General features: G+C 44.3%; 25 protein-coding genes. 8 read left to right on the plus strand and 17 right to left on the minus strand.

Features of this window, described 5'->3' with window-relative positions:
- Positions 1 to 3: 3 nt before the first annotated feature.
- From grxD to EHO57_RS02945, 8 genes are all read right to left on the minus strand, one after another.
- Positions 4 to 315, minus strand: coding sequence for a Grx4 family monothiol glutaredoxin (gene grxD, locus EHO57_RS02910; RefSeq protein WP_135642724.1), 312 nt, complete (start codon positions 313 to 315; stop codon positions 4 to 6).
- A 21-nt stretch (positions 316 to 336) separates the two neighbouring features.
- Entirely contained in the window at positions 337 to 561 is a 225-nt protein-coding gene (locus EHO57_RS02915) for a BolA/IbaG family iron-sulfur metabolism protein (protein ID WP_135642726.1), read from the minus strand.
- A 71-nt stretch (positions 562 to 632) separates the two neighbouring features.
- Positions 633 to 905 (minus strand): BolA family protein, encoded by a 273-nt coding sequence (locus tag EHO57_RS02920; protein ID WP_135643322.1) that lies wholly within the window; start codon positions 903 to 905, stop codon positions 633 to 635.
- Positions 905 to 1,678 carry an ABC transporter permease gene (locus EHO57_RS02925; RefSeq protein ID WP_135642728.1) on the minus strand — a complete coding sequence of 258 codons (774 nt, stop codon included), beginning with the start codon at positions 1,676 to 1,678 and terminating at the stop codon, positions 905 to 907. Before EHO57_RS02925 ends, EHO57_RS02920 begins: the two co-directional genes overlap by 1 nt.
- A complete protein-coding gene (locus tag EHO57_RS02930) occupies positions 1,675 to 2,592 on the minus strand; it encodes an ABC transporter ATP-binding protein (RefSeq protein WP_135642730.1) in 918 nt (305 codons plus the stop codon). The genes EHO57_RS02925 and EHO57_RS02930 overlap by 4 nt, the downstream gene beginning before the upstream one ends.
- Before the next feature lie 73 nt (positions 2,593 to 2,665).
- Positions 2,666 to 4,042 (minus strand): dihydrolipoyl dehydrogenase, encoded by a 1,377-nt coding sequence (locus EHO57_RS02935; protein ID WP_135642732.1) that lies wholly within the window; start codon positions 4,040 to 4,042, stop codon positions 2,666 to 2,668.
- Between the two features lie 6 nt (positions 4,043 to 4,048).
- A complete protein-coding gene (locus tag EHO57_RS02940; protein ID WP_135642734.1) occupies positions 4,049 to 4,864 on the minus strand; it encodes a hydroxyacylglutathione hydrolase family protein in 816 nt (271 codons plus the stop codon).
- 32 nt (positions 4,865 to 4,896) lie between these two features.
- Positions 4,897 to 5,211, minus strand: coding sequence for an STAS domain-containing protein (locus tag EHO57_RS02945; RefSeq protein WP_135589355.1), 315 nt, complete (start codon positions 5,209 to 5,211; stop codon positions 4,897 to 4,899).
- A 280-nt stretch (positions 5,212 to 5,491) separates the two neighbouring features.
- Here EHO57_RS02945 and EHO57_RS02950 point away from each other — a divergent pair, with 280 nt between their 5' ends.
- Together EHO57_RS02950 and glpK are read left to right on the plus strand one after the other, a co-directional pair.
- On the plus strand, positions 5,492 to 6,448 hold the full coding sequence (locus EHO57_RS02950) for an MBL fold metallo-hydrolase (RefSeq protein WP_135642736.1): 957 nt from the start codon (positions 5,492 to 5,494) through the stop codon (positions 6,446 to 6,448).
- 29 nt (positions 6,449 to 6,477) lie between these two features.
- On the plus strand, positions 6,478 to 7,971 hold the full coding sequence (gene glpK, locus EHO57_RS02955) for a glycerol kinase GlpK (RefSeq protein ID WP_135642738.1): 1,494 nt from the start codon (positions 6,478 to 6,480) through the stop codon (positions 7,969 to 7,971).
- Here glpK and EHO57_RS02960 read toward each other — a convergent pair.
- The 6 genes from EHO57_RS02960 to sppA are packed head-to-tail and all read right to left on the minus strand — an operon-like array spanning position 7,968 to position 13,793.
- Entirely contained in the window at positions 7,968 to 9,254 is a 1,287-nt protein-coding gene (locus EHO57_RS02960; RefSeq protein WP_135642740.1) for a hypothetical protein, read from the minus strand. The genes glpK and EHO57_RS02960 overlap by 4 nt on opposite strands.
- A gap of 52 nt (positions 9,255 to 9,306) precedes the next feature.
- A complete protein-coding gene (locus EHO57_RS02965) occupies positions 9,307 to 9,600 on the minus strand; it encodes a hypothetical protein (RefSeq protein ID WP_135642742.1) in 294 nt (97 codons plus the stop codon).
- A 49-nt stretch (positions 9,601 to 9,649) separates the two neighbouring features.
- Positions 9,650 to 10,630, minus strand: coding sequence for a PP2C family protein-serine/threonine phosphatase (locus EHO57_RS02970; protein ID WP_135642744.1), 981 nt, complete (start codon positions 10,628 to 10,630; stop codon positions 9,650 to 9,652).
- Entirely contained in the window at positions 10,627 to 11,304 is a 678-nt protein-coding gene (locus EHO57_RS02975; protein ID WP_246050497.1) for a hypothetical protein, read from the minus strand. The genes EHO57_RS02970 and EHO57_RS02975 overlap by 4 nt, the downstream gene beginning before the upstream one ends.
- Positions 11,305 to 11,354: 50 nt before the next feature.
- On the minus strand, positions 11,355 to 12,770 hold the full coding sequence (locus tag EHO57_RS02980; protein ID WP_135642746.1) for an MBOAT family O-acyltransferase: 1,416 nt from the start codon (positions 12,768 to 12,770) through the stop codon (positions 11,355 to 11,357).
- 30 nt (positions 12,771 to 12,800) lie between these two features.
- Entirely contained in the window at positions 12,801 to 13,793 is a 993-nt protein-coding gene (gene sppA, locus EHO57_RS02985) for a signal peptide peptidase SppA (RefSeq protein ID WP_135642748.1), read from the minus strand.
- Between the two features lie 135 nt (positions 13,794 to 13,928).
- Between sppA and EHO57_RS02990 the strand changes: the two genes are divergently transcribed.
- From EHO57_RS02990 to EHO57_RS03010, 5 genes are all read left to right on the plus strand, one after another.
- Positions 13,929 to 14,834, plus strand: a complete 906-nt coding sequence (locus EHO57_RS02990; RefSeq protein WP_135642750.1) for an aldose epimerase family protein — start codon at positions 13,929 to 13,931, stop codon at positions 14,832 to 14,834.
- 78 nt (positions 14,835 to 14,912) lie between these two features.
- A complete protein-coding gene (locus EHO57_RS02995; protein ID WP_135642752.1) occupies positions 14,913 to 16,610 on the plus strand; it encodes a DNA repair helicase XPB in 1,698 nt (565 codons plus the stop codon).
- 14 nt (positions 16,611 to 16,624) lie between these two features.
- Positions 16,625 to 17,842, plus strand: a complete 1,218-nt coding sequence (locus tag EHO57_RS03000) for a pyridoxal phosphate-dependent aminotransferase (protein ID WP_135642754.1) — start codon at positions 16,625 to 16,627, stop codon at positions 17,840 to 17,842.
- A 5-nt stretch (positions 17,843 to 17,847) separates the two neighbouring features.
- A complete protein-coding gene (locus EHO57_RS03005) occupies positions 17,848 to 18,837 on the plus strand; it encodes an SH3 domain-containing protein (RefSeq protein ID WP_135642755.1) in 990 nt (329 codons plus the stop codon).
- Entirely contained in the window at positions 18,822 to 19,625 is an 804-nt protein-coding gene (locus tag EHO57_RS03010) for an alpha/beta fold hydrolase (RefSeq protein ID WP_135642757.1), read from the plus strand. Before EHO57_RS03005 ends, EHO57_RS03010 begins: the two co-directional genes overlap by 16 nt.
- Here EHO57_RS03010 and EHO57_RS03015 read toward each other — a convergent pair.
- Positions 19,615 to 21,063, minus strand: coding sequence for a sodium:solute symporter family transporter (locus tag EHO57_RS03015; protein ID WP_135642759.1), 1,449 nt, complete (start codon positions 21,061 to 21,063; stop codon positions 19,615 to 19,617). The genes EHO57_RS03010 and EHO57_RS03015 overlap by 11 nt on opposite strands.
- Positions 21,064 to 21,215: 152 nt before the next feature.
- On the opposite strand from EHO57_RS03015, the gene thrB reads away from it, so the two are divergent.
- Positions 21,216 to 22,199, plus strand: coding sequence for a homoserine kinase (gene thrB / locus EHO57_RS03020; RefSeq protein ID WP_135643326.1), 984 nt, complete (start codon positions 21,216 to 21,218; stop codon positions 22,197 to 22,199).
- A 6-nt stretch (positions 22,200 to 22,205) separates the two neighbouring features.
- On the opposite strand, the gene EHO57_RS03025 is transcribed toward thrB, so the two are convergent.
- Together EHO57_RS03025 and EHO57_RS03030 are read right to left on the minus strand one after the other, a co-directional pair.
- Positions 22,206 to 22,859, minus strand: coding sequence for a hypothetical protein (locus tag EHO57_RS03025; RefSeq protein WP_135642761.1), 654 nt, complete (start codon positions 22,857 to 22,859; stop codon positions 22,206 to 22,208).
- A 3-nt stretch (positions 22,860 to 22,862) separates the two neighbouring features.
- Positions 22,863 to 23,186, minus strand: a complete 324-nt coding sequence (locus tag EHO57_RS03030) for a hypothetical protein (protein ID WP_135642763.1) — start codon at positions 23,184 to 23,186, stop codon at positions 22,863 to 22,865.
- Positions 23,187 to 23,270: the final 84 nt, after the last annotated feature.

Here is a 23,270-nt window from a genome sequence, read left to right on the forward strand (position 1 = left end):
ATATTAGTTGCCTAGTTTCTTTTGGAGTTCTCCGCTTCTTGCCATCTCGACCACGATATCGTGACCTCCGATGAACTCTCCATCCACATAAAGCTGAGGAATGGTCGGCCAGCTTGCGAATTCCTTGATCCCTTCTCGGACAGTTTGGTCGGCAAGAACATTGAAAGAACCATACTTGACTCCCAGACTTCTTAAAACGTTAGTTACTCCGGCGGAGAAGCCGCACATAGGAGCGTCAGGCGTTCCTTTCATGAATAAGTATACTTTTTCAGATCCGATCAATCCTTCGATCTTGTCATGTAGTGTTTTTTCCATTATCTATTTCCTTGGTAAGATTTATGATACTCTCGTTTCTAATCCCAATGCATGAACTTCTTCTTTGAGTTCATCTTTTAGAGTGGCGTACACCATTCTATGTTGTTCCAAAATCGATTTTCCGGAGAATCCGGAGAATTTTACGATGGCCTTGATATGGACACCGTCCTTGTAAGGATCTAGGATCTCTACCTCCGAGCCGGGGAGTCCGGTCTGGATCTTTTCTTTGATTTCTTGGACGGTCATATGTCGATCCTTCGGTTAGACAATCTAATATCAGCACCTTACGAGAAGGCCCTTAAAACAATCTTTTTTCCTTAAGCTTCTTCCGTCTTCAATTCCAGTGCATGGATTCCCTTCTTCTTTAAAAAAGGATCCAAGAGAGAATATACGGACCTATGTTGTTCCAAGAGTGATTTTCCCTGGAAGGAAGAGCATGCGATCCGAACTCGTATATGAGTTCCTCGTTTGGAACTCGTAGGATTGCCGGAATGTCCCGCATGCTCTGCGGAAAAATCCACTACTTCCAAAACTGTGGGAGAAAGTTCCCTTCTTAAAATGGATTCGATCTCAATACTTGCATCCGGCATCATGTTCTAGTACCAAAGCCCTTACTTAATAAATAGACGGAGATAGAATAGAGTAGGATCGTTCCGAGGATAAGAAGTCCGATCGCTTCCACGGGATCTATATCGCTCACCCCTAAAAATCCGTAGCGAAAGGCATTCACCATGTAGAGGATCGGGTTGAATTTAGAAACGATCTGCCAGCTTTCCGGGAGCATCTTGATGGAATAGAAGATCCCGCCCAAATAGGTGAGAGGTGTCAGTATGAAAGTAGGAATGATGGTCACATCGTCGAACTTCTTGGCATAAAGTGCGTTCAAGAATCCCCCCATGGAAAACATAAGAGCGGAAAGCGCCACTGTGATCACAACTATTGTTACGCTGTAAAGTCTGAGCTCCGTAAAGAATAGGGATACCACTGTTACGATGGCTCCGACTAAGACTCCCCGGATCACTCCTCCGATAGAATAACCGAGCACGATCAAATAAGCAGGAGTAGGGGAAACCAAGAGTTCCTCAATATTCTTTCCGAACTTAGCTCCGAAGAAGGAAGAGACCACATTATTGTATGCATTCAAGATCACGGACATCATTACGAGTCCTGGAACGATAAATTGGATATAAGTATGTCCACCCACGTCCCCGATCTGGGAGCCGATCAATTTCCCGAAGATGAGAAAATACAGAGAGATCGTGATGCCAGGAGGGATCAGCGTTTGGATCCAAATCCTAAGGATACGAACGGTTTCCTTTCGAACTATCGTGGAAAATGCATTGTACTTTTCTTCGAAGGTCATAGTTTCTTCTCCACAAGTTTCAGGAACAGTTCCTCTAAACGGTTGGATTTGTTTCTCATACTGGAGATCTGTATTCCGCTCTTATCCAATAACTGGAAGAGCTCGTTTAAGGAATTATGCTTATTTACTTCCACTTCTAATGTGAGATCGTCGATCCGGTTCAAGCGAAAACCGTTCAGATTGAGAGGAACAGAGATAGGATCCTTCAGATCCAGTATGAAGATCTGAGTATCTAATTTGACCAAGAGTTCCTTCATCGAAGTATTCTCCACGATCTTTCCTTGGTCTATGATGGCTATTTTCTTGCAGAGATTTTCCGCTTCTTCCAGATAATGCGTCGTTAGAATGATCGTGATCCCGGACTCATTCAGTTTGACTAGAAAATCCCAAAGAGAACGTCTGAATTCGATATCTACTCCCGCAGTAGGCTCATCTAAGATGAGAATCCTCGGATTATGAACCAGGGCTCTTGCGATCATAAGCCTACGTTTCATTCCTCCGGAGAGTCTACCTGCTCCTTCTAGACGTTTTTCGTAGAGACCAAGTTGGCTTAGATAATTATGAGCTCTCTCCAGTGCAACCTTTCGAGGTAGTCCATAGTAACCGCCTTGGTTAACTACGATATGCTCCACCTTTTCGAAGATGTTGAAATTAAATTCCTGGGGAACCACACCTATATAAGATTTTGCTAATGTAACTTGGGTATCTATATCTGCGTCGAAGATCTTCACGGAACCCGAGGTCTTGTTTACCAAGGAGCTTAGGATACCGATCGTAGTCGATTTTCCCGCCCCGTTCGGACCTAGTAGAGCGAAGAAATCCCCCTCGTCCACGGTCAGATCTATTCCCTTTAAGGCCTGCACTCCCCCAGCGTAGGTCTTCACCAAATTCTTTATCTCTAATGCTTTATTCATCCCCGAAAAAACGGCTCCAAGAATACAATTCGAAGCCTTGCTGTTTTCGGCAATCCTTTGGCTTCTTAGGATATTAGACACTTAAGATTTCTCTCGCCTTTCTTGCCGCATTTCTTGCGATTTCCGGCAATGCAGGATGAACATATATCATCTTAAGCAAGTCCTCTAGAGTCCCACCCATGGTCATTAGGAGTATAAAAAGATGGATTAAATTGGAAGCCTCGTCCCCAATGATATGCGCTCCTAGGATCTTTCTAGTCTTCGGACTGACTAGGATCTTTACGAACTGATCCTCGGAGAGTCTCGCCATTCCTGTGGCACTACTCGAATACGGATTGATTGCGGAAATATATTGGGTTCCTTCTCGGATCAATTCCTGTTCTGTTTTTCCCACGGCAGCCACCTGGGGATGTGTGAATACTGCGTGAGGTACAGGAGGATATTCGACCGGAGTTCTAACCTTGTCCACGTAGAGGGACTGAAATAAGAACTCTCCTTCAAAATTCACAGAATGTCTGAAGAAGTATCTTCCAATAATATCTCCTAATGCGTACACTCCGGGAGCGGTCGTTTCCAAATATTCGTTCGTCTTGATATATCCTTTCTCATCGGTTTGGATACTTGTGTTTTGCAGGTCCAGCCAATCCGTATTCGGTTTGATCCCAGTGGCGACTAAGAGAGCATCTCCTTCGATCGTAAAATTGCCATTTGCATCCGAACAGTCTAGAGTGAAGATACCGTTCTTATATTCTACTTTCTTTACAATCGTACCGAGCCTTACATCCTCTCTCTTGGAGAATGCTTTTTCAAAACCATCTACGATATCCTTATCTTCATGAGAAAGCATCCTATTTCGAACTAGGAAAGTTGTCTTAGAGCCGAAAGCCGAATAGGCAAAACCGAGTTCTAATCCGATATAACCACCACCGATCACAAGAAGTCGATTGGGAAGATCGGTTCTTCTTAAGGCCTCTCTGCTTGTCATATAAGGAGTTCCGGCAAGACCGGGAATCTCCGGAATACTCGGTCTACAACCTGCGGCGATAAAGATACGATCCGCTGTGAGTCGTTCCCCGTTTACTTGGACTACCTTATCTTCTAGAAATCTACCTTCGTACGGATACAGATCTATATTCGGATTTTTCTCATACGCGGGAAGGATACTAGCAGAATCCGCATCTACGGTAGCAGAGACTCTTTCGATCAGAGCTTTGAAATCCACAGTGCGAGGACCAGGGATATCCAATTGAAATCGAGAGGCTTCCTTTGCGAGAGCCAGGATCTCTGCAGGATAGATGACCATCTTAGAAGGAATGCAACCTCGATTCAGGCAGGTCCCTCCTAAGCTTTCTTTTTCTAGGATGGCAACCTTATACCCTAGCTTAGAAGGAGGAGTGACAAGTTTGGTCCCGCCACCGGAACCGATGACGAGCATATCGTATTTTTTCATGGATAATTACCATTTATCTCGAAGAGATCTGAGTGCAAGAAAGAGTGATTTCGGATCGGAGGGAATGGACTCATTCCCGATCGATTTTTTAATTCCTCGCACAAGATCTTCTTCTGGATGGAACGCTAAGAAGAAGGGACTGAATGTTCTTTCTTCCGAAAAGGAAGTGGTCCAAAATTCTTCGTTCTCTTTCAGAGATTCGACTCTAGAGAGAGCGGTTTTGGCGGCCTGATTTGCTGGGTCGATATGCAAACTAAAGCGAAGATTGTTCTTAAAATAATCATGGCCCGGATACAGTCTAACGGAACCGGGAAGAGTTTCGAATCTCTCTCGGATCGTATTGTATAGAGTCTCCGGATCCCCTCCGTTCTTGCAGTTGCCCACACCTGAATTGAATACAGTGTCTCCCGTAAAGACCGCATGCGGAATTTCTTTTTCCATTTGTAGAAGGCAAAGGTGAGCAAATGTATGTCCCGGTGTATAAAAGATCTCTAAATAAGAAGAAGAGTCCAGGTTGCTCAAAAGTCTTTCCTTCTCCTGTAAGGATCGAGTGGCGCCCGGGATCCTAGACATTGCATTCGGGTGGGCGAGCACTTCTGCTCCGAACTCACGAATGAGACCCTCATTTCCCGAAATATGATCATGGTGTTCATGAGTATTTAGGATGTACTGTAAGTCCCAGCCTTTAGCGGAAAGGGCATGAGAGATTTGAGATGATTCAAAGGGATCGATGCAGAGAGTTTCTTGGGTGTCCGATTGATGGACTAGATAGGAAAAATTCCGAAGAGGGCTACTCGTATAGATCCTAACGACTTCTAACATAGGAGAAGAAGACCCGATCTAGAGGATCGAACTTACTGGATAATATCCAGATGCTTGTCCAGATTAGCGATCCTTAAAATGGTCATTACATCCCTACTTAGATTTCTCAGTTTGAGATGACCATGTCTTTCCATCACATACTTTTGGGTATTGAAGATGGCCCCGATACCGGAAGAATCCAGATATACGTCGCCTTCGAAATCAAGGATGATATCCTTATGCCCCTCGTCGAACTGTCGGATGATGAGTTCTTTTAAGGCGAATGCGTTTTTGAGACTGACATTCCCCTGGATCTTGACTATGCAAGCTCCGTTCTCTAAAGACACATCTGTCTGAAAACCTTCCAATGAAAAACGGCTCCGAATTCTCTATTTCTCTGACTGTCCTCGGGTTAAGAAAACAACGATCCACTTAAAAAAAGGGGAAAAGAAGATCTAAACCGGGAGGGAACCCGAACAATTAGATTAAATTGTGGCAAAGAGGAGGTAAACTCTTTTTTAAACCAAAATTTGATCGAAATCTATTCCGAATCGAATAAGAAATGACTGGCAAAATGCACGAATTCCTAAAAACTGAGTGCTCGATTTTATAGCGAAACTCCGGGGTTCGGACGATAATAATTTCAGTATGCGGATAAAATTTTGGGGAGTACGGGGCTCCATTTCTTCTCCCGTCCAAGGCGATCTGATCCGGTCCAAGATCCTTAGGATCTTGAGTCTCGCTTCTCCTTCTGACCTGCAAAGTCCTGAGGCAATCGAGGACTTCTTGGATTCTCTTGCTCTTTCCAACTGGAGCACGTATGGCGGGAATACTACCTGCATCGAGGTCCGAGACAAAGAAGATAAACTCGTTATCATAGACGGTGGAACAGGACTACGCGAGCTCGGGAACTCCATCTTACACGAAGGATACGGCGCCGGAAAGGGAAAGGCGATCTGGATCTTTACTCATACTCACTGGGACCATATCCAAGGAATTCCATTCTTCGTTCCCTTATACACTCCCGGAAATAAATTCGAATTCGTAAGTTCCGTAGAGAATCTAGAAGAAAGACTTCGTTACCAACATACATTCACGCATTTTCCAGTTCCGTTCGATGGCTTCCATGCGGAAAAGACATTCAAACACGTTCCTGAGGGAAGGGCTTTCCGAGTTACCGATTCGGTCACTGCCATTTCCAAGGCGGTGCGTCACCCGGGCGGAAGCTTCTCTTATAGATTCGAAGAAGATGGTAAGGCATTCATCTTTGCTTCCGATGCAGAATTCAATCTGGATGAGATGGAAAATATAGAGGACTATCTGAATTATTTCAGGGGTGCGGATGTTTTGGTCTTTGATACGCAATATACTTTTGAGGAATCCCTACAAAAGATCGATTGGGGTCATAGCACCGCTTCTATGGCGACGGATATTGCGCTCAGGGCGAATGTTAAGAAATTAGTAATGTTCCATCATGATCCTTCGTATGACGACGAAAAGCTAGACGCAGTGTATTTAAGAGCGATCAAATACAAGGAAATGTTTGATCCTCAGAACCAACTAGAGATCATCATGGCTAGAGAAGGCCTCGAGATCCAAATCTAAATCTTTACACCAAACTGGGAGAAAATCGGATGAGTGAATACATCATCGGAATCGACGCTGGGACCACCGGTATACGCACCTTTTGTTTTAATAAATCTGGGAATGTGATTTCCAGCGCTTATTCCGAATTCAAACAACATTTTCCTAAACCGGGTTGGGTGGAGCATGATCCCGAAGAGATTTGGGCAAAGACAGAGAAGCTTATCTTAAAAGCCATTCGCAATGGGAAGCTCAAACCGGAAAAGGCAATCGCGATCGGGATCACAAACCAAAGAGAGACCACAGTTCTTTTTGATAAGGAAACGGGAGCTCCTGTGTACAATGCCATCGTATGGCAATGCCGTAGGACATCCGATTTCTGTGCGGGCCTGAAGAAAGAAGGCTTGGAACCGATCTTTAGAAGAAAGACAGGACTCGTAGTAGATGCGTACTTCAGCGGCACCAAGATCCGCTGGATCCTGGATAATGTGAAGGGAGTCCGTGCCCGCGCAGAAAAAGGAAAGGTGCTATTCGGGACGATCGATACCTATCTTCTATACAGACTCACGAACGGAAAATCCCATAAAACGGATCATACGAATGCGAGTAGGACTCTTATCTTCAATATAGAAAAAAAGGAATGGGATAAGGAACTTCTAAAGATCCTAAATATCCCGGAAGCGATCCTTCCGGAAGCACATAATTCCAGCAACTTATTCGGAAGAACAGAAGGAGTGAAAGGACTTCCGGATGGGATCCCGATCTCTTCTCTCGTGGGAGACCAACAAGGAGCCTTGTTCGGACAACTTTGTACGGAACCGGGTGAAGCAAAGAACACCTATGGAACGGGCTGCTTCTTACTTTTCAATACCGGAAATAAACTGCAGATCTCTAAGAACAATCTGATCACGACGCTTGCCTGCGGACCGGAAGGAAAGACGGTGTATTGTTTAGAAGGTTCTATCTTTATAGGAGGAGCGGTGATCCAATATCTGAGGGACAATATGAGATTCTTTAAAGAATCCAAGCTCTCGGAGAAGATGGCCGCATCCGTTACCAAAGAGGACGAAGTAGTATTCGTGCCTGCATTTTCCGGTTTGGGCGCTCCCTATTGGGACATGAATGCTCGAGGCGCCATCCTAGGTTTGACCAGGGATACAACTCAAGAACAGATCACTCGTGCGGCTCTCAAATCTATTGCATTACAATCTTACGAACTAGTAGAAGCCATGGAAAATGATACCGGTTCTAAGCTCAAGGTTCTGAAAGTGGATGGGGGAGCGACAGCAAACAATTGGCTTATGCAATACCAAGCGGATATCTTAGGTAAGAAAATCGTTCGACCTTCTAATTTGGATACTACCGTTTTAGGAGCCGCATATCTTGCCGGTTTGGAAAGAGGGTTTTATTCTTCCGTAGCAGATCTAAAAAAGAACCAAAAGACGAACAAGGAATTTGTACCTAAGCTTGGTGCCGCTCAGAGAGAAAAAGAGATCCGAGTTTGGAAAGAATCCGTAAAACGGATACTAACTACGGAATCCTAATAATCAAAAGAAAGAAGGCTGAACTCCAGGGGTTTCTTCTCGTTAGAGATAGCTGCTCCTACGATCATCTTAGTTTGGTCATAACGGGGGATTTCAAGTATGGATCCGGAAGGTATTCGGAAAAATTCCAAGGAATCCCTTTCTTTCTTAGAAAGGAATAGATCGAAGCGAACGATCTCCATATATGTTTGGATCTGAAAAAGGATCTTTTCCTTGGTAACGGAATAGAGTAGGATTCCTTCTCTATTTGAATTCAAATTATATCTATCTCCTGCAATTGCTTGGAATTCTATCGTGGCTCTTGCACCGATCTCTAGTTGTTCCGGGTCGACAGATTCTTGGTATACGGAAAAATTCCCTTCCTCATAATAGATGCGCCTAGAGAATCTCTTGAAGATCTCCTTCTCCACGATCTCCGGAAAGGATTCTCCGAGCTCTGGCTTCTTACTCGGACCGTCCAGGATCTGCTTCCATCTATTCTTGGATACGTTTTTCTCCACCATTTTCCGAACAGGAGGGGAGAGATTTGGAATGGAATACTTCAGGATCCGTTCATCTAGTTTATTTAATATAGAATTCAGAAAGGGTCCGTGGATCAGAGGAAGTATCTCTATCGAAAAGATCCTATCTCTTAGGAATTTCGCAAATTCGATTTCATATGTGAATAGATTGGACACTAACTCCTGCTCGGCTGCAGGAGTTCCCGCATAGAGTATCTTCACCAAACGAAATAGGAAGGTTTTACTCTCCTTATCGAAATACAATTCCTCTATCTTACGAATGACCGAGTCTTCATCCAATTCCGGATTCACTATATCGCGAAGAGATAGATAGCGAGTGGAGAACATCCTTTTACGTATGAGTCTGGATAAACTGAAATTTCCTGGTTTAGAGATCCCGATTTGGGTCCGGACCCCGTCTCTTGTGACGAAGATAGGAGGACTGCCTAAGATCCTATACGGATTGGTTTTGATCGGATAAGTATTTCCTTGAGCCAGTTCGTAACATTCTGCCCCAAACTTAGAGTCTTCCGAGGAAAGCAAACCGTTCTCATATTTCATGTAACTGGGAGTTTTCATGGGAGAAGAAGGATAGCTCCTCCTATCATATTCGATCTCGTACAGGAATTTAGGGACGAGAGAAGGTTGGGAATAGAGATAGGGAAGTTCTTCTATCGAGGAGAGAGGATGATCGTAAAAAGGAGAGATCTTGGACTGTACCCTGGCAACCGAGTCAGGATTGCAGAAAAAGAAATGATAGTTTTCTCCTTCTAAGTGGATCATAGTATTATGTTAAGGATTATAGAACGAGAAAGGTCTAAAAACAGAAAATGGATCAGGAATAATCTTCTTCCACAAGATCAGGATGTAGTATCGAGAGCCCGGGTGCTTTGATCTCCCTCTTGGTTAGCTTGGAGATCAGCTGTTTCTTGAAAAGGGTCCAGTCATAGGTCTGCTTGAGCAGTTCTATTTCCTCTTCGCAGCCATGTTGTAGGAAGTCTAAAGTTTCCTCTATTGTCAGTCCAGTGAAATGGCTGCTGTCGGATACAACTCTCAAGACTTTGCGAATATCTCTTTCGTTCCAAACGAGAACTCCGCTCAATCTTACTACCCAATATTCATGGTCCATGGCTTAGATTCCTATTCGATCCCGATCCTTCAATCCGGAAATTAAGTGCTTAGAACTTTCGAACGACGAGGAGGCTCATATCGTCTTGGATCCTTCCCCCAGTATGCTTGACTATATCCGTAAACAAGTTGTCTATCAGTTTGCGAATATTCTTTTTAGGAGCGGTTTCCAGGAACTTATATAGATTCTCTCCATAGTATCCACCTATACTCTTGTTCTTCTGTTCAAATAGACCGTCCGTAAAACAGAAAAGGATATCGTCCCTTTCCATCTTAAAATGCTGAGAAGGTTTCGGCTTTTTTAAAGGGGAATTCATGACTGTGGAGAGGAATTTACCATCTGTTCCGACTATCTCTATACTATCTTCTCTACTTTTATATAAAACTAAACTAGGATGGATCCCGGAATGCAAGAAATTTCCCTTCGCATCCGCTTTCATCAGAAGAAAGGTAGCGTAGAGGCTTCGATGGATATGAGGATAGGTATTTGTCCGTTCCTCGAGATGTTCTATGATCTGGTCTATGATCTCATGAGGATGTTCATTCTTATGGATCAAATGGCTCATCTGGTTCATGATCATCATGCTGAAGAGCCCTGCGACATAGCCATGACCGGAAGTGTCGCCGATCCCGAACCAATAATTCCCTTCCTTGTCTTTCAGGAAATTATAGAAGTCGCCTCCGATCGGATTATAAGTGAGACAACGTCCTCTGATCTCATAATTCTCATCCACATAGTCCAAAGGGAAGACGTAGTTCTGCATCCTACTGTCTCCTCTTCTGAATCTTTTGATGATCTTTCCGAATTCTTGCTCCTTGGGCAGGATCTTTTCGGTAAGGAATAGAACGAATGCGGAGAAATTAACAAAAATGGTAAAGCTAGCGACTAAGAGAAATACGATCGGAGCGTGGACCGGTGGAGTATAGAATCTCAATCCAAGGCTGAGACAACCCAGTATGGAAAGATTGAGCACGATAATGATCGGCCAGGCTTCCTTCAGATACTTTTTGATGGTAGTCGAACTTCTCATTTTGATCTGAAGTAGGCATGGCCCTGGTATTCTTTCAAGGTATAATTTCTACGCGATAGACGAAACAGCTCATCCTCCGCGTACGGTGTTTGGGTTCCGTCCACTACGCCAAACGCTTTTTCTCTGTATCCTGTTTCGTTGATCATCGGAATGAGGGAGTCGGAAGATGCATCATAATGATACAATAGTTTATGAGAAGATGCTACGGTATTTACTCCGGTTCCGGAGATTTGTTGTCCGTTTTTCCAAACGGATTCCTCTGATTCTATTTTCTCCGTTGTGAGTAGCACCCAATTCCCTTTGGATCTGTATTTTCCTTCACCAACCACTCTGAATTTTTGCACAAGGCCTTTTTCTTCTATCTCCCGAGTGTAAAACTTTCGGAAAGATTTTGTAGCCTTATCGAATCTCAGGTTCTCGGAATGGTTTTCCCGATAAAGTACAGAAGTGTAAGGAGAGTAGGGAGGAAGTCTCTTCTCATAGAGACCTTGTAGCTGCACATCTGCCACAGTCTGCTCGGAAGTGGGAAGTTCCCTGATCCAAGAAGGAGGATAGCAATTTAAGAGATAGAAAGAAGAGAAGATGATCCCTATAATAGAATACGATTTCAAAGAGAGAAAAGGAGAGAAGTGCCTGAGAGGACCATTTGCCACCACCGATTTTTCCGTGCCCAAAGCCCCTCCAATTTTCGGGATCGGCTTTGGGAAGGCAAACGGAAATATTTTTAAAATTGGAAGTAGATAAATTCTCCTCCTCCATCCCCAAAAATGCCTAATAACAAAAGCATAATAATCGAAAACGTAGGAAGTAGCCAAACGAATCTACGACTGATCCTTTCTTTCAGATTTGGATAGTATTGAACTGCATTCCAGAAGAATGCCAGAAGGATGAAGAGGACCAACTCCTCCCAGCGGACCAACGCCTTTCCGCCGAGTATATTTAAGAAACCCTTAAAGTACTCACCCGCCAAAGAAAGAGAGCTTTTGCCTACGGAAGCAGTCCTAAAGAATATCCCGGAAACCGCAAATAGATGTACGATCAATGTGATCTTCCAGAAACGTTTCCAACCTTTTGGATCTACCTCTTTCTTCGGATCCGGAGAGAATAGTCTTTCTAAACCTAGGATGAGTCCGAGATAGGCTCCCCAGATCACATAGCCGAAATTCGCTCCATGCCAGAGCCCGCCTAAGGTCATTGTGATAAGAGAGTTGAGCTGGGTTCTCCAAAAACCACCTCTGCTTCCTCCGAGAGGAATATAGAGATAGTCCTTTAGCCAAGTGGATAAGGTGACATGCCAACGACCCCAGAACTCCCTGAATGTAGGAGATAGGAAAGGTCCTCTGAAGTTTTCCGGGATCTCATAACCGAGCAGGTATGCTGAACCTCTCGCTATATCCGTGTAACCACTGAAATCGCAATACACCTGGCAAGCGAAACCGAAAGTAGTAACGTACAACGCTAGGGAATTATAACTTTCCGGATTGGAATACACAGGAGAAATGATCCCGGAAATATTATCCGCCATCACCACCTTCTTAAATAAACCGGAGAGGATCAGAAAGATTCCCCATTTTACCCGATCGAAATCGATAGCAGGTTTGTCCAGCTTAGGAAGGAAATCCGTAGTCCTCATGATCGGACCCGCGATCAGTTGCGGAAAGAATAATATAAACAAAAAGTAATCTAAGGCCGGGATCTTCTCCGGAACATGATCCCTATGAATATCCACCTGCAAGGCTATTAACTGGAATGTATAGAAACTGATCGCTAAGGGTAGAGGGATATGTATGGTCGTGCCAAACTGAGAAAATGCGGAAGAACCCGAAAAGAAATCCAAAGTATCCAAGAAGAAATAGAAATACTTAAAGAAGGCCAAGTTCAGGAAATTTAGAAGAATGATCCAGAAGAGTAATTTGGAGGTGGCCTGTCCTTCTCTCTTCTTCTCCCAAAGTTTTAAGGAGAAGAAGAAGTTCACCGCGATGACTAAAAGGAAATGGATCGAGAATGCGAATCCGGAATAGAAATAAAAGATCAAGGAAGACAGAAGAAGCAATGGCTTTCTGCCTTTCTGGGGAATGGACCAGTAGATCAGGAATGTAATACTGAATAAGCCGATAAACGGCAGAGAGTTAAAGAGCATCTTATATTTTTATCCGGTTGCTATCCTAATTCAGGGAGAAAATAAATAATGAAGTCTATAGTCCGGAGATGTTTTGAAAGGAAGGATATTTTCCAGTAAATTCTTCTCGGCAGAATTGCTTTCTATCTGATAAAAATTCTCTGGAACGGATTTTTGGTAGGAATAGAAAACTACCGTTGGAGGAAGGCCCGGACTAGAAGAACGATAACCTGGTAATTTGGTAGTAGTAGTTACCGCATCCTCAAAATAACCGACCGAGTCCACAAGACCTTCTCGCAATGCTTGGTTGGTCGAATAGATCCTTCCATCCGCAAGTCTGCGTATATCCGATTCCTTCAATTTAGGTCTTCCCTTCTTTACGATCTGAAGGAAGCGTTCGTAATTCTCTGTGATCAGATCCTGGTAGATCTTTCTTTGTTCCGAAGTGAATTCTTCCAATGGATTTCCGGTGGCCTTATTCGGACCGGAACGAATGGTCATGCTCTTGATCCCTAGTTTGTCTAAGGCTTCTTTTGCATTGATATTGAACATGATCACTCCGATGGAGCCGGTAGTGGTAGTAGGAAGTGCTTGGATATGATCCGTAGCCATACTTAGATAATAGGCTCCGGAGGCAGCTACATCCATGAATAGAGCGAGTACTGGAATTCCCTTCTTCCTTTTGAATTCTAGGATTTCATGATAGATCAGGTCGCTTGCAGTTACTGATCCGCCAGGAGAATCCACCTTTAAGATCACCGCCTTAATATCCGGGTCCTTGAGGGCCAAGGCAAGCTGTATCTTAACAAGGCTTACTAGACTTGCTTTATCCTTTGTAAGCGCATTTCCAGAGATCTTTCTTTCGAAGATCTCTCCTTCTATAGGAATGACTAGGATCTTATCCTTTCCACCCTCGGGAAAGCCTTCCACGAGTTTCTCTTGGGGAATGGCTAAAGGTTGGGGAGTCAACGGAATTGTAATGCAATGAGTAAAAGGAAGAATTCCGAGCAGTAAAAGAAGGAATCCTTTGGTACGGAAATTCATGCGAGCCTTGGGACCCATTCTGAGAAGACTGCGTATCGCTTCAATTCCTTTCCGAAACTTGGAATTCTCAAAAAAAAGTCTGGGATCCGTTTTTTACTTTCCCTATGGAAGCGTTTTCTCAACCTCCTTCCCGCAATGTACGAATTTCGGACTGAGAAGTCTAGCTTCCAAACCGACGGTAAACAATGGTTTGCTTGGGAATGGACTCCGAGTTCTGGAAAGGAAACAGTCCCAATCATCTTCCCGTACGATCCGAAAAGACCTATATTCGAGTCGGGAAGCTTTCTCATGTTCCCTTGGGTGAATCGACATGCATCTTCCGATTTCATTTTAAATGGGAGAAGTATCCGTGACGAGAGGATCGTTCGAGATAACGGTGGCTATCCGGTTCACGGAGCAGTGCATTCCCTAGAAAGAAAAGCTCTCAAGATCCGACCTGACGGTAAGGGAGGGGAGTTCAGGGTCTTATTTCCGGAAGAATGGAAGGATTCTCCTCTTTCCTGCGTGGCAATCCGCGAAGAATATTCCTTAGAAGAGACTGCCGCAGGTACATTACTAAGTATTAAAACTAGATTCAATAACCTAAGATCGGATTCAGTTCGCTTCGCATACGGATATCATCCTTATTTTTCTTTGGTAGGCGATATTGCCGACTGGAATCTGAAACTCACTTTGGACAAGAACATAGAGTTGAATGAGAATCTGGTCCCGATCCAACCGTTTATTTCGAATCCGGTGAATAGCATCGTGAGTGACGGAAGTATTCCGGAACTAGATCATCTATTCTACGGAAGAGAACCCAGAGTTATTTTAGAAAATTCGAAATTAAAATATTCCATCACCATATTCAGTCCGCATCCAGAAGACGGACAAATCCCATTGAATTACTATCAAATCTATACGAAACCGGACAAGACAGCGATCGCTATAGAACCTTGCAGTGCTCCTGGCAATGCCTTACTCTCCGGACAGGATCTGAAAGAGTTAAAAGGTTATTCAGAAACGTTCGGAGAATTCAGAATTTTAGTGAGGACGGCATGATTCGGCCTTCTATTTGTATTCTTCTTGACAAGGAAGGGGTCATTTTCAGTCTAAGTTTTAGGGGAGTTCCGCATCCAAATGAGTAAACCGTTAATCGTACAAAGTGATAAAACTATGCTTTTGGAGGTGGATAATCCTGAATTTGAAGCCTGTCAGCTAGTCGTATCCAAGTTCGCGGAATTGGAAAAAAGTCCCGAATACTTGCATACATATAGGATCTCTCCGCTTTCCCTTTGGAACGCCGCTTCTATCAAGATGAGCGCGGACGAGATCGTTCAATGCTTAGAGCAATACTCCAGATATTCCGTACCTAAGAACGTGATCAATGAGATCAGAGAGCAGATCGGTCGATACGGAAAAGTAAAACTAGTCAAGGAAGAGAACGGGGATCTTTGTATTATCTCCAACGAAAAAGGCTTCCTGCAAGAAATTTCCAATCACAGAGCCGTCCAGCCTTATATAGAGAAGACAGAAGGCGATAAGATCTATATTAAAAAGGAATTCAGAGGTCATATCAAGCAAGCCTTGATCAAGATCGGTTTTCCTGTCGAAGATCTCGCCGGTTACGACGAAGGAAACAAATACGGATTCAATCTAAGACCTACTACCAAGTCCGGAAGAAAATTCGGAATGAGAGACTACCAAAGAGCCTCTGTGGAAGTATTCCACGCAGGAGGAGGCAACGAAGGTGGTTCCGGAGTAGTAGTACTTCCTTGCGGTGCTGGAAAGACGATCGTAGGGATCGGAGTTATGCAGATCGTTGGCGCAGAGACTCTTATTCTGGTCACGAACACGCTTTCTATCCGCCAATGGAAGAATGAGATCTTGGACAAGACCGACATTCCAGAATCGGATATCGGAGAATACTCCGGAGAAGTGAAGGAGATCAAACCGATCACCATCGCAACATACAATATTCTTACTCATAGAAAGAAGAAGGGGGGAGATTTTACCCACTTCCATCTGTTTAGCGCGAATAACTGGGGGCTCATCGTGTATGACGAGGTGCACCTTCTTCCGGCTCCTGTTTTCCGTATGACCTCGGAATTGCAGGCAAAGAGAAGACTCGGACTGACCGCAACTCTCGTTCGAGAAGATGGTCTGGAAGAAGACGTGTTCAGCTTGATCGGGCCTAAGAAATATGATGTGCCTTGGAAAGAGTTGGAAAGCAAGTCCTGGATCGCGGAAGCAAAATGTAAAGAGATCCGTGTTTCTATGGAAGACGATCTTCGTATGAGATATTCGATCGCAGACGACAGGGAGAAATTCCGTCTGGCTTCCGAGAATCCGGAGAAACTAAAGGCAATCGATCTGATCATGAAGAAACACTCCGAGTCTCATCTTCTTGTGATCGGACAGTACATCAATCAGTTGGAAGAGATCTCTAAAAAGTTCAAAATTCCATTGATCACAGGAAAAACTCCTTTGGGAGAAAGACAGGAATTGTACGATGCCTTTAGATCGGGACGCATCAAGTCTCTAGTAGTGAGTAAGGTGGCGAACTTCTCCATCGACTTACCGGATGCGAATATCGCGATCCAGGTTTCGGGAACTTTTGGTTCTCGCCAGGAAGAGGCACAGCGTCTGGGACGTATCCTAAGACCTAAGGGTGAGGATAATACTGCAGTATTCTATTCTTTGATCTCGAGAGATACAAACGAAGAGAGATTCGGGCAGAATAGACAACTGTTCCTTACCGAGCAGGGATACGAATACGAAATTTACACTCTCGACCAATTCAGAGAATCTCTGGAAGAAAAAGTCGGGGCCAACTAAAAAGAGAGGACCAAATGGAATGGAACGCTAGGAGGCTGGATGTAATCGAGCCTTCACCCACTCTAGCCATCAGTGCTAAAGCGGCAGAATTAAAAAAGAAAGGCGAGGATATCGTCAGCTTCGGAGCCGGAGAACCGGATTTCGAAACCCCGGTTCATATCAAAGAAGCTGCAAAGAAGGCAATTGATAAGGGCCAAACCAGATACACTGCTGTTTCCGGAACAGTGGAGCTGAAGAACGCAATCATAACCAAATTCAAACGAGACAACGGTTTGGAATATTCTACAAACCAGATCATCGTGGGAACCGGCGGAAAGCAGGTCATATACAATTTCTTTCTGGCAACACTAAATCCAGGAGACGAAGTAATCATTCCCGCTCCGTATTGGGTGAGCTATGCGGATATAGTTCGCTTGGCGGAAGGGAAAGCCGTTATCCTTCCTACCAAAAAAGAAGAAGGGTTCCTACTTTCTCCCGAGCAATTGGAGAAGGCGATCACTCCTAAGACCAAGGTGGTGATCCTGAATTCCCCTTCGAATCCTACAGGCTCCGCTTATACTCGCAGTCAGTTGGAAGCTTTAGGAAAAGTGATCTTAAAGCATAAGATCATGGTACTCAGCGACGATATCTATGAGTGCATCAATTTCGATGGATTCCAATTTTCTAATATAGCCATGATCTCTCCCGAATTGAAGGAACTTACCTTCGTGACGAACGGGGTCTCTAAGGCATATTCCATGACAGGTTGGAGGATCGGATACGGAGCTGGTCCTGTTGATATCATTCGAAATATGGATACGATCCAGAGCCAGTCCACTTCTAATCCTTCCTCCATCTCCCAAGCGGCAGCAGAAGCTGCATTGACCGGAGACCAGGCTTGCGTTGCGGAAATGGCAAAGGCATTCCAAAAGAGAAGGGACCTGATCATAGGACTGTTGAATGCAATTCCGGGAGTGGAAGTAAATGTCCCTCAAGGCGCATTCTATGTATTTCCATATCTCTCCGGGGTTTATGAGACCGAAGGCTTTAAGAAACTGGCCGCTTCCAGTTCGGAAAAGAGCAAGAGTAAGATATTCTGTGCTCATTTATTAGAGAAATATAAAGTAGCCGCAGTTCCCGGGATCGCTTTCGGGGATGATAATGCTCTCAGGCTCTCCTATGCAATGGGAGAAGAGGACATTAAGAAAGGTGTTTCTAGAATCTCCGATATGGTGCGGGACCTTTCCCACTAATACAGATGCCTGTACACCGGCTAGTATTTCTCATACTGATCGGTTTTTTGATCCATCCGGTTTTCGGACAGGAGAAAAGGCAGTATCTTGTATTGGAACCTGGAACAGAACTTTCTCTCTTTCCGGAGAGAAAGTCGGAGGTCTTGCGTAAACTTTCCTTTGGGGAAATACTTTCCTCGGAGAACCAAAAAAGTTCCGAGTCGAAATACCAACTGCTGACAGATAAAGACGGTTTGACCGGCTGGGTAGACGCTAAATCCCTCTTTAAGATAGGGAATAAGGGCACTTACACAGTCATCACGAAAGCCATCGAAAGACTTCTGTATGAGGATTCTGGTCCGAGCGAATTGGAATCCGTATTCAGCTATTTAACAAGGGTAGAAGAAGGACCCCTCTTTCAGGGAAATGAGTTCCTATTCTTAAAGATCCGAAGACTGGTCGTCCTCCAAAAATATTTGGATGTATTGCAATCCATCGAATACAGATCCAAATCCAGACCGAAGTTGGAAGAGATCCTCAAGAATTTTCCGACCGAGGTTGGAGTATATTCTAAAAATGGCATGTGGTCCGATACCTTCACGAATGTATCTGAATCTGCAAGATTGAAGGTCAGACCGGAAAGCTTCTGGAAGACAGCGGAGGCCTACCCGAATTCCAAGCCAGGAGATTTTGCGGCCTACTTGGCGGTAAAGAACACCCCTGAGATCAAATGCGGCAAGGACCCGATCTGTGTCTTGCAGGATGAAGAGAATCGCAGACTGAAATACCTACTTTTACAACCGAATGGGAACTATTCAGTGATCTTCGCTTCTCATTTGGAGAAGAGACTCGTCTCTTATACGAAAGATAGAGAAACTCTTCTTTGCGATACTAAATTGCAAAAAGAGAACCAGATCCGTTCTTTTAAGACCAAAGTGCAAGAACTGCCTTTTCGATATGGAAAGAAATTCCATCCGAAGCTAAGGATCATCGAAGAGGAATGTCTGAAAAAGTGAAGCTCGCTTTTAAGGAACATCCGCTCAACGGAACTCCTAAATTTTCTTGTCCCATCCTTATTCTCCATGGGCTTTTCGGTTCTTCTAAGAACTGGATGAGCGTAGCGGATTATCTAAGTGAATACTCTACAGTATTCAGTTTGGATCTGCGTAATCATGGGGATTCGCCTCATTCTTCGGATCATACCTTGCATTCTATGTCGGCGGACATTTTAGGATTTTTAGAGGATCATTCCATTCCCAAGGCAATCGTCTTAGGACATTCTATGGGAGGACTCGTGGCAATGACATTTGCTTTGGAGCATCCAGAGAAGGTGGATACTTTGATCATCCAGGACATAGCACCCAGGGATTATCCTTTTGATTACGATGCGGAGCTTGCCGTCCTAGGAACGGATGTATCCAAATACAAGAATAGACAGGAGATCGATCAGGTTACTGCACCTTTGCTACCGAATCCTTTCATTCGGAACTTCCTATTGATGAACTTAGAAAGAACAGAAAGCGGCTATAAATGGAAACTGAATGTAGATGGCATCTCTTCTTCTCGCAGAATGTTCCAATCCCAATTTCCTGGAAATGAAAAGAAATATCTAGGTAGAGTATTGTTTATACTTGGAGGAAGTTCCGAGTATTTCATAGAAGGGGATCGAGAGATCTCTTTGTCTTATTTTCCGAACGCAAGTTTTCAAACAATCCCCGGCGGGGATCATTATATCCATTTCACTAAGGCGCTAGAATACCAAAAGATACTAACTGGTTTCTTGGATTCTCTTCCTACTTCTTAGACAAGAAGCTGCTCGACCAGGCAAAGGTCCAGAATAAGACCATTCCCGTCGGGACCAAGATCGTAAAATTATAATTCTTGAATGTTCCTAAAAGGGCAGTGCAAAGAATCGCGCTAGCAAGGGAAAGGGCCAACCCAAGATCCGAAGTCGTGATCCTTTTTCGTAAAAATGGGATCACTTCGCTTAGGAAAACGGCTACCATGGAACCAACTGTGAAGGAAGAGATCTTTAGCCCAAGTTCCAGAAGTCCTTTTGTATATTGTTCGGGCAAAGAAAAGAAAAAGAAGGAGCTGCAGAATAACAGTGCCGCAAAGAATACGGAGGAAGTCTTCTGTCCTCCCAAGGTCCAGCCGAAATCCGCTTTTGCAGTCAAGGAAAGTGAATTGATGGAACTGGATAAAGTAGACATGGTCGAAGCCAGGATCCCGGAAAGTAGAAGTCCCAAGAAAGGAGCAGGCACTTCTTCGATCAGGAATTTGGAAAATACTTTGTCCTGGTTCAAGGTCTGTCCGGCAAATTTATAATAAAGAAAGGTTCCGATCGCTAGGAATAGGATCATCTGCAAGAAGACTGCAATACCGGATCCGATCATCGCTTTCTTTGCATCCTTTAGGTTTCGAGCGGCTAAGCATCTTTGCACGAACATTTGGTCGGCTCCATGAGTGCCTAAGCTCAGCAAGGCGCCTCCCAGAATTGCCCAAGGAAGGAAATAGGTCGCATGTTGGTCGGAAAGTTCGACCAATTTTAATTTATGTGTTTCTAATGCTTGGTGTAATATTCCGGCAGGATCCGGAAATGATCGGTAGAGTAGAACGAGTGCAAACACTCCTCCGAAAATATATACGAAGTATTGGAGTGTGTCCACCCAAACTACGGATCTAAAACCTCCTTGCATCGTGTAGAGTAGGGTCACGAAGGTGACTAGCACAAGGGTCCAAACGCCGATTGAATATTGAGAGACAGGACTTGGAGCGATCCGATTGATCCCTACCTCTAAGAGCATAGCAACAGGAAGAGTGGAAGCATACAGACGAACTCCATCCCCTAAGACCCTGGTCACAGAGAAGAGCCCCGACATTGTTTTTTGGGACCTTCTTCCGAAACGAGTTCCTACCCATTCGTAGACGGAGAGAAAATTTCCATGATAGGTGAGCGGAAGAAGTAAAGTCGCTACGACCACTCTGCCCAGAATATAACCCAAGATCACTTGCAAGAAAGTGAAATTGCCGGAGTAGGCAATCCCAGGAACGGATAGGAAGGTAAGTGCCGAGGTTTCCGTAGCGACTATGGAAAGGGAAAGTGGGATCCAGGAAAGAGAGCGACCCGCAAGGAAGAACTCGTTCGATTCCGAGCTTTTTTTTCCGGTCTTATAACCGGAATACAAAACGATTCCAAAATATAGAAATACAACAAAAGCGTCGGACCAGGCAAAATGCATACGCGAGCATCTTGGAGAGAATGCTCGTCCGCTGCAAATCAGAATTCAAATTCGTTTCTCTTTCTTGTTTCAAGCCCTCTGAAAAGCTAATGACTGTCCGAGAAAGATCCAGAGAATGGCAGAAGTCATCCAGACAATTAGAATCTTCTTCCATGAACGGTCCGAAATATAAATTCCAGATCAAGGTTCCGGGCACTTCCGCCAACTTAGGTCCTGGCTTCGACCTTTTGGGAATGGCATTTCAGATCTATAATGAATTCACATTCGAATTCGGAAAGACTAACCAATTCCAGCGTAAGATCAAAGGTAGAGAAGAAGGGGAATCTCCCTTTACTGACGACGAAGATCTTGTACTACAATCTTACAGAGAATATTTTTCCCAATTCGTAAGTGGCCAGGTCCAAGCACATGTAGAGCCCACTCCTTATTCAGTGGTCATGGACCTGGATCTTCCTTTAAAGGGAGGGCTTGGCTCCAGTGCGAGTGCAGTAGTCGCCGGATTTTGTGCGGCTAGGTTTGCTCAGGAGAAATATTTTCCGGACACGAAACTTCCGAGTGAGTCTGAGTTCTTGTACAGACTTGCACTTTTAGAAGGTCATCCGGACAATACGACTCCTGCCTATTTAGGTGGATTCGTATTCTCCTACTTCGCAGAAGAAAGACTATATTATTTCAAACGCAAATTCCCAAAGAATATCCATTGCTTCTTCTTGATCCCGGAGCTTGAGATCGCGACCAATCATTCCCGTAAATGTTTGCCGGATACATATTCCACAGCGGATGTGATCTTTAATATGAGCCGGATGGCCACCTGGTGGGAATTCTTGGATTCCGGAAAACCAGGTTTACTCGAAAGAGCCTTAGAAGACAGGATCCACACTCCCTACAGGATGAATGAGGAATTTCCGCTTCTTCCTCTAGTGAGAGAGATCAAGGACCTTTCCATCGGAGTCTCTCTTTCCGGAAGCGGACCAACGGTCGTTGCTTATGTTCGAAGGAAGGATTCTAAGAGATTAGAAAGGAAACTCTTGGAATTAACGAATTCCTTTTCTAAGGAGAAGGGGATCAAATGCAAACTGATCCGCTTGGGAACCGACACTGTGGGAGCTAGGATCTCTTCTCGCAAGATTTCCTGAAATCCATCACTCTGCTTCTTCTTCGTACGATGATCTTTCCTTGCCGAAAGAATAGAGTCCTTTCTTATCCTTAGAGCTAAGAGCGATCCCAGGATGGATCTTTTGTACGCTAAAGACGAATCTCATTCTTTCCTTTCCCATCTTGTTCATAAAGAAGTTCGAAGTAAGTCCAATCTCGAAATATTGGGTCATTCTATCTTTAGTGATCTTATCGGATATCCTGAAGGAAGCGGTCTGTCCTATGATCTCATGGCTCTCTAACTTTTCGTTGGATTCCATCTTAGCGAAGTATTGCATGCGGGGAGGCTTCATGAGCACAGGACCGGAGCGATTGATCAGGATATCGTAATCTTCCGAGTCCTTTCCTTTCTTGATCACGAATACGATATGATCGTCCTGTATTGCCTTGGAGAATGTGGAGATATTCCCGAACTTCTGTCCCACTGAGAATCTATAAATACGAGTGCTTTCCGGGACTACCACTTCGAAAGTATCTCCTTCATCCGGAGGAAGAAGCTGTCCTGGTCTTGTTTTTGCCGCATACGGACGTAGGATCTCCCAATAGACAAAGAATCCCATTCCCAAGAACGCGATTGCGCTTAGGAGACCGAGTGCTAAGTCCAGCTTAGGAGAAAAGATTAAGGCTAAGATATAATACAAGTCCTAGCCTTTGAGATCTATTTTTTTGCTTTCCATCTTTCCTTTTGGGGAAGAGCTGAATCTTGAACTTACTATCATAGAAAGAAGGTCCTTCATCTGTTCAGGGCTAATGACCTGGCTCATTCTTTCTTCCGCAGAAACGGGAGAAGGTCTCATGACTAGGTCGTCCGGACTCGGATTCTTGCCGGTCTTCTCCAATTTCTTTTCCAAACTTTGGATTGCCAATGTATCCACTGCAATCGGTTCGATCTCTAGCTTAGGCTCCTTTGCAGGCGGAGACCAAGCGACTGTCGGGTAAGAGCCCGGCTGTATTCCGTTTACATTCATAAACCCAAACCTCCGTTTTTAGGCCTACCTTCCAAACTGCAGCGCCCGAGGGGAGAGCAGTTCTCCATGAGAATTCCTTCTAAG

It is taken from the genome of Leptospira langatensis, from assembly GCF_004770615.1.
Taxonomy (GTDB): domain Bacteria; phylum Spirochaetota; class Leptospiria; order Leptospirales; family Leptospiraceae; genus Leptospira_B; species Leptospira_B langatensis.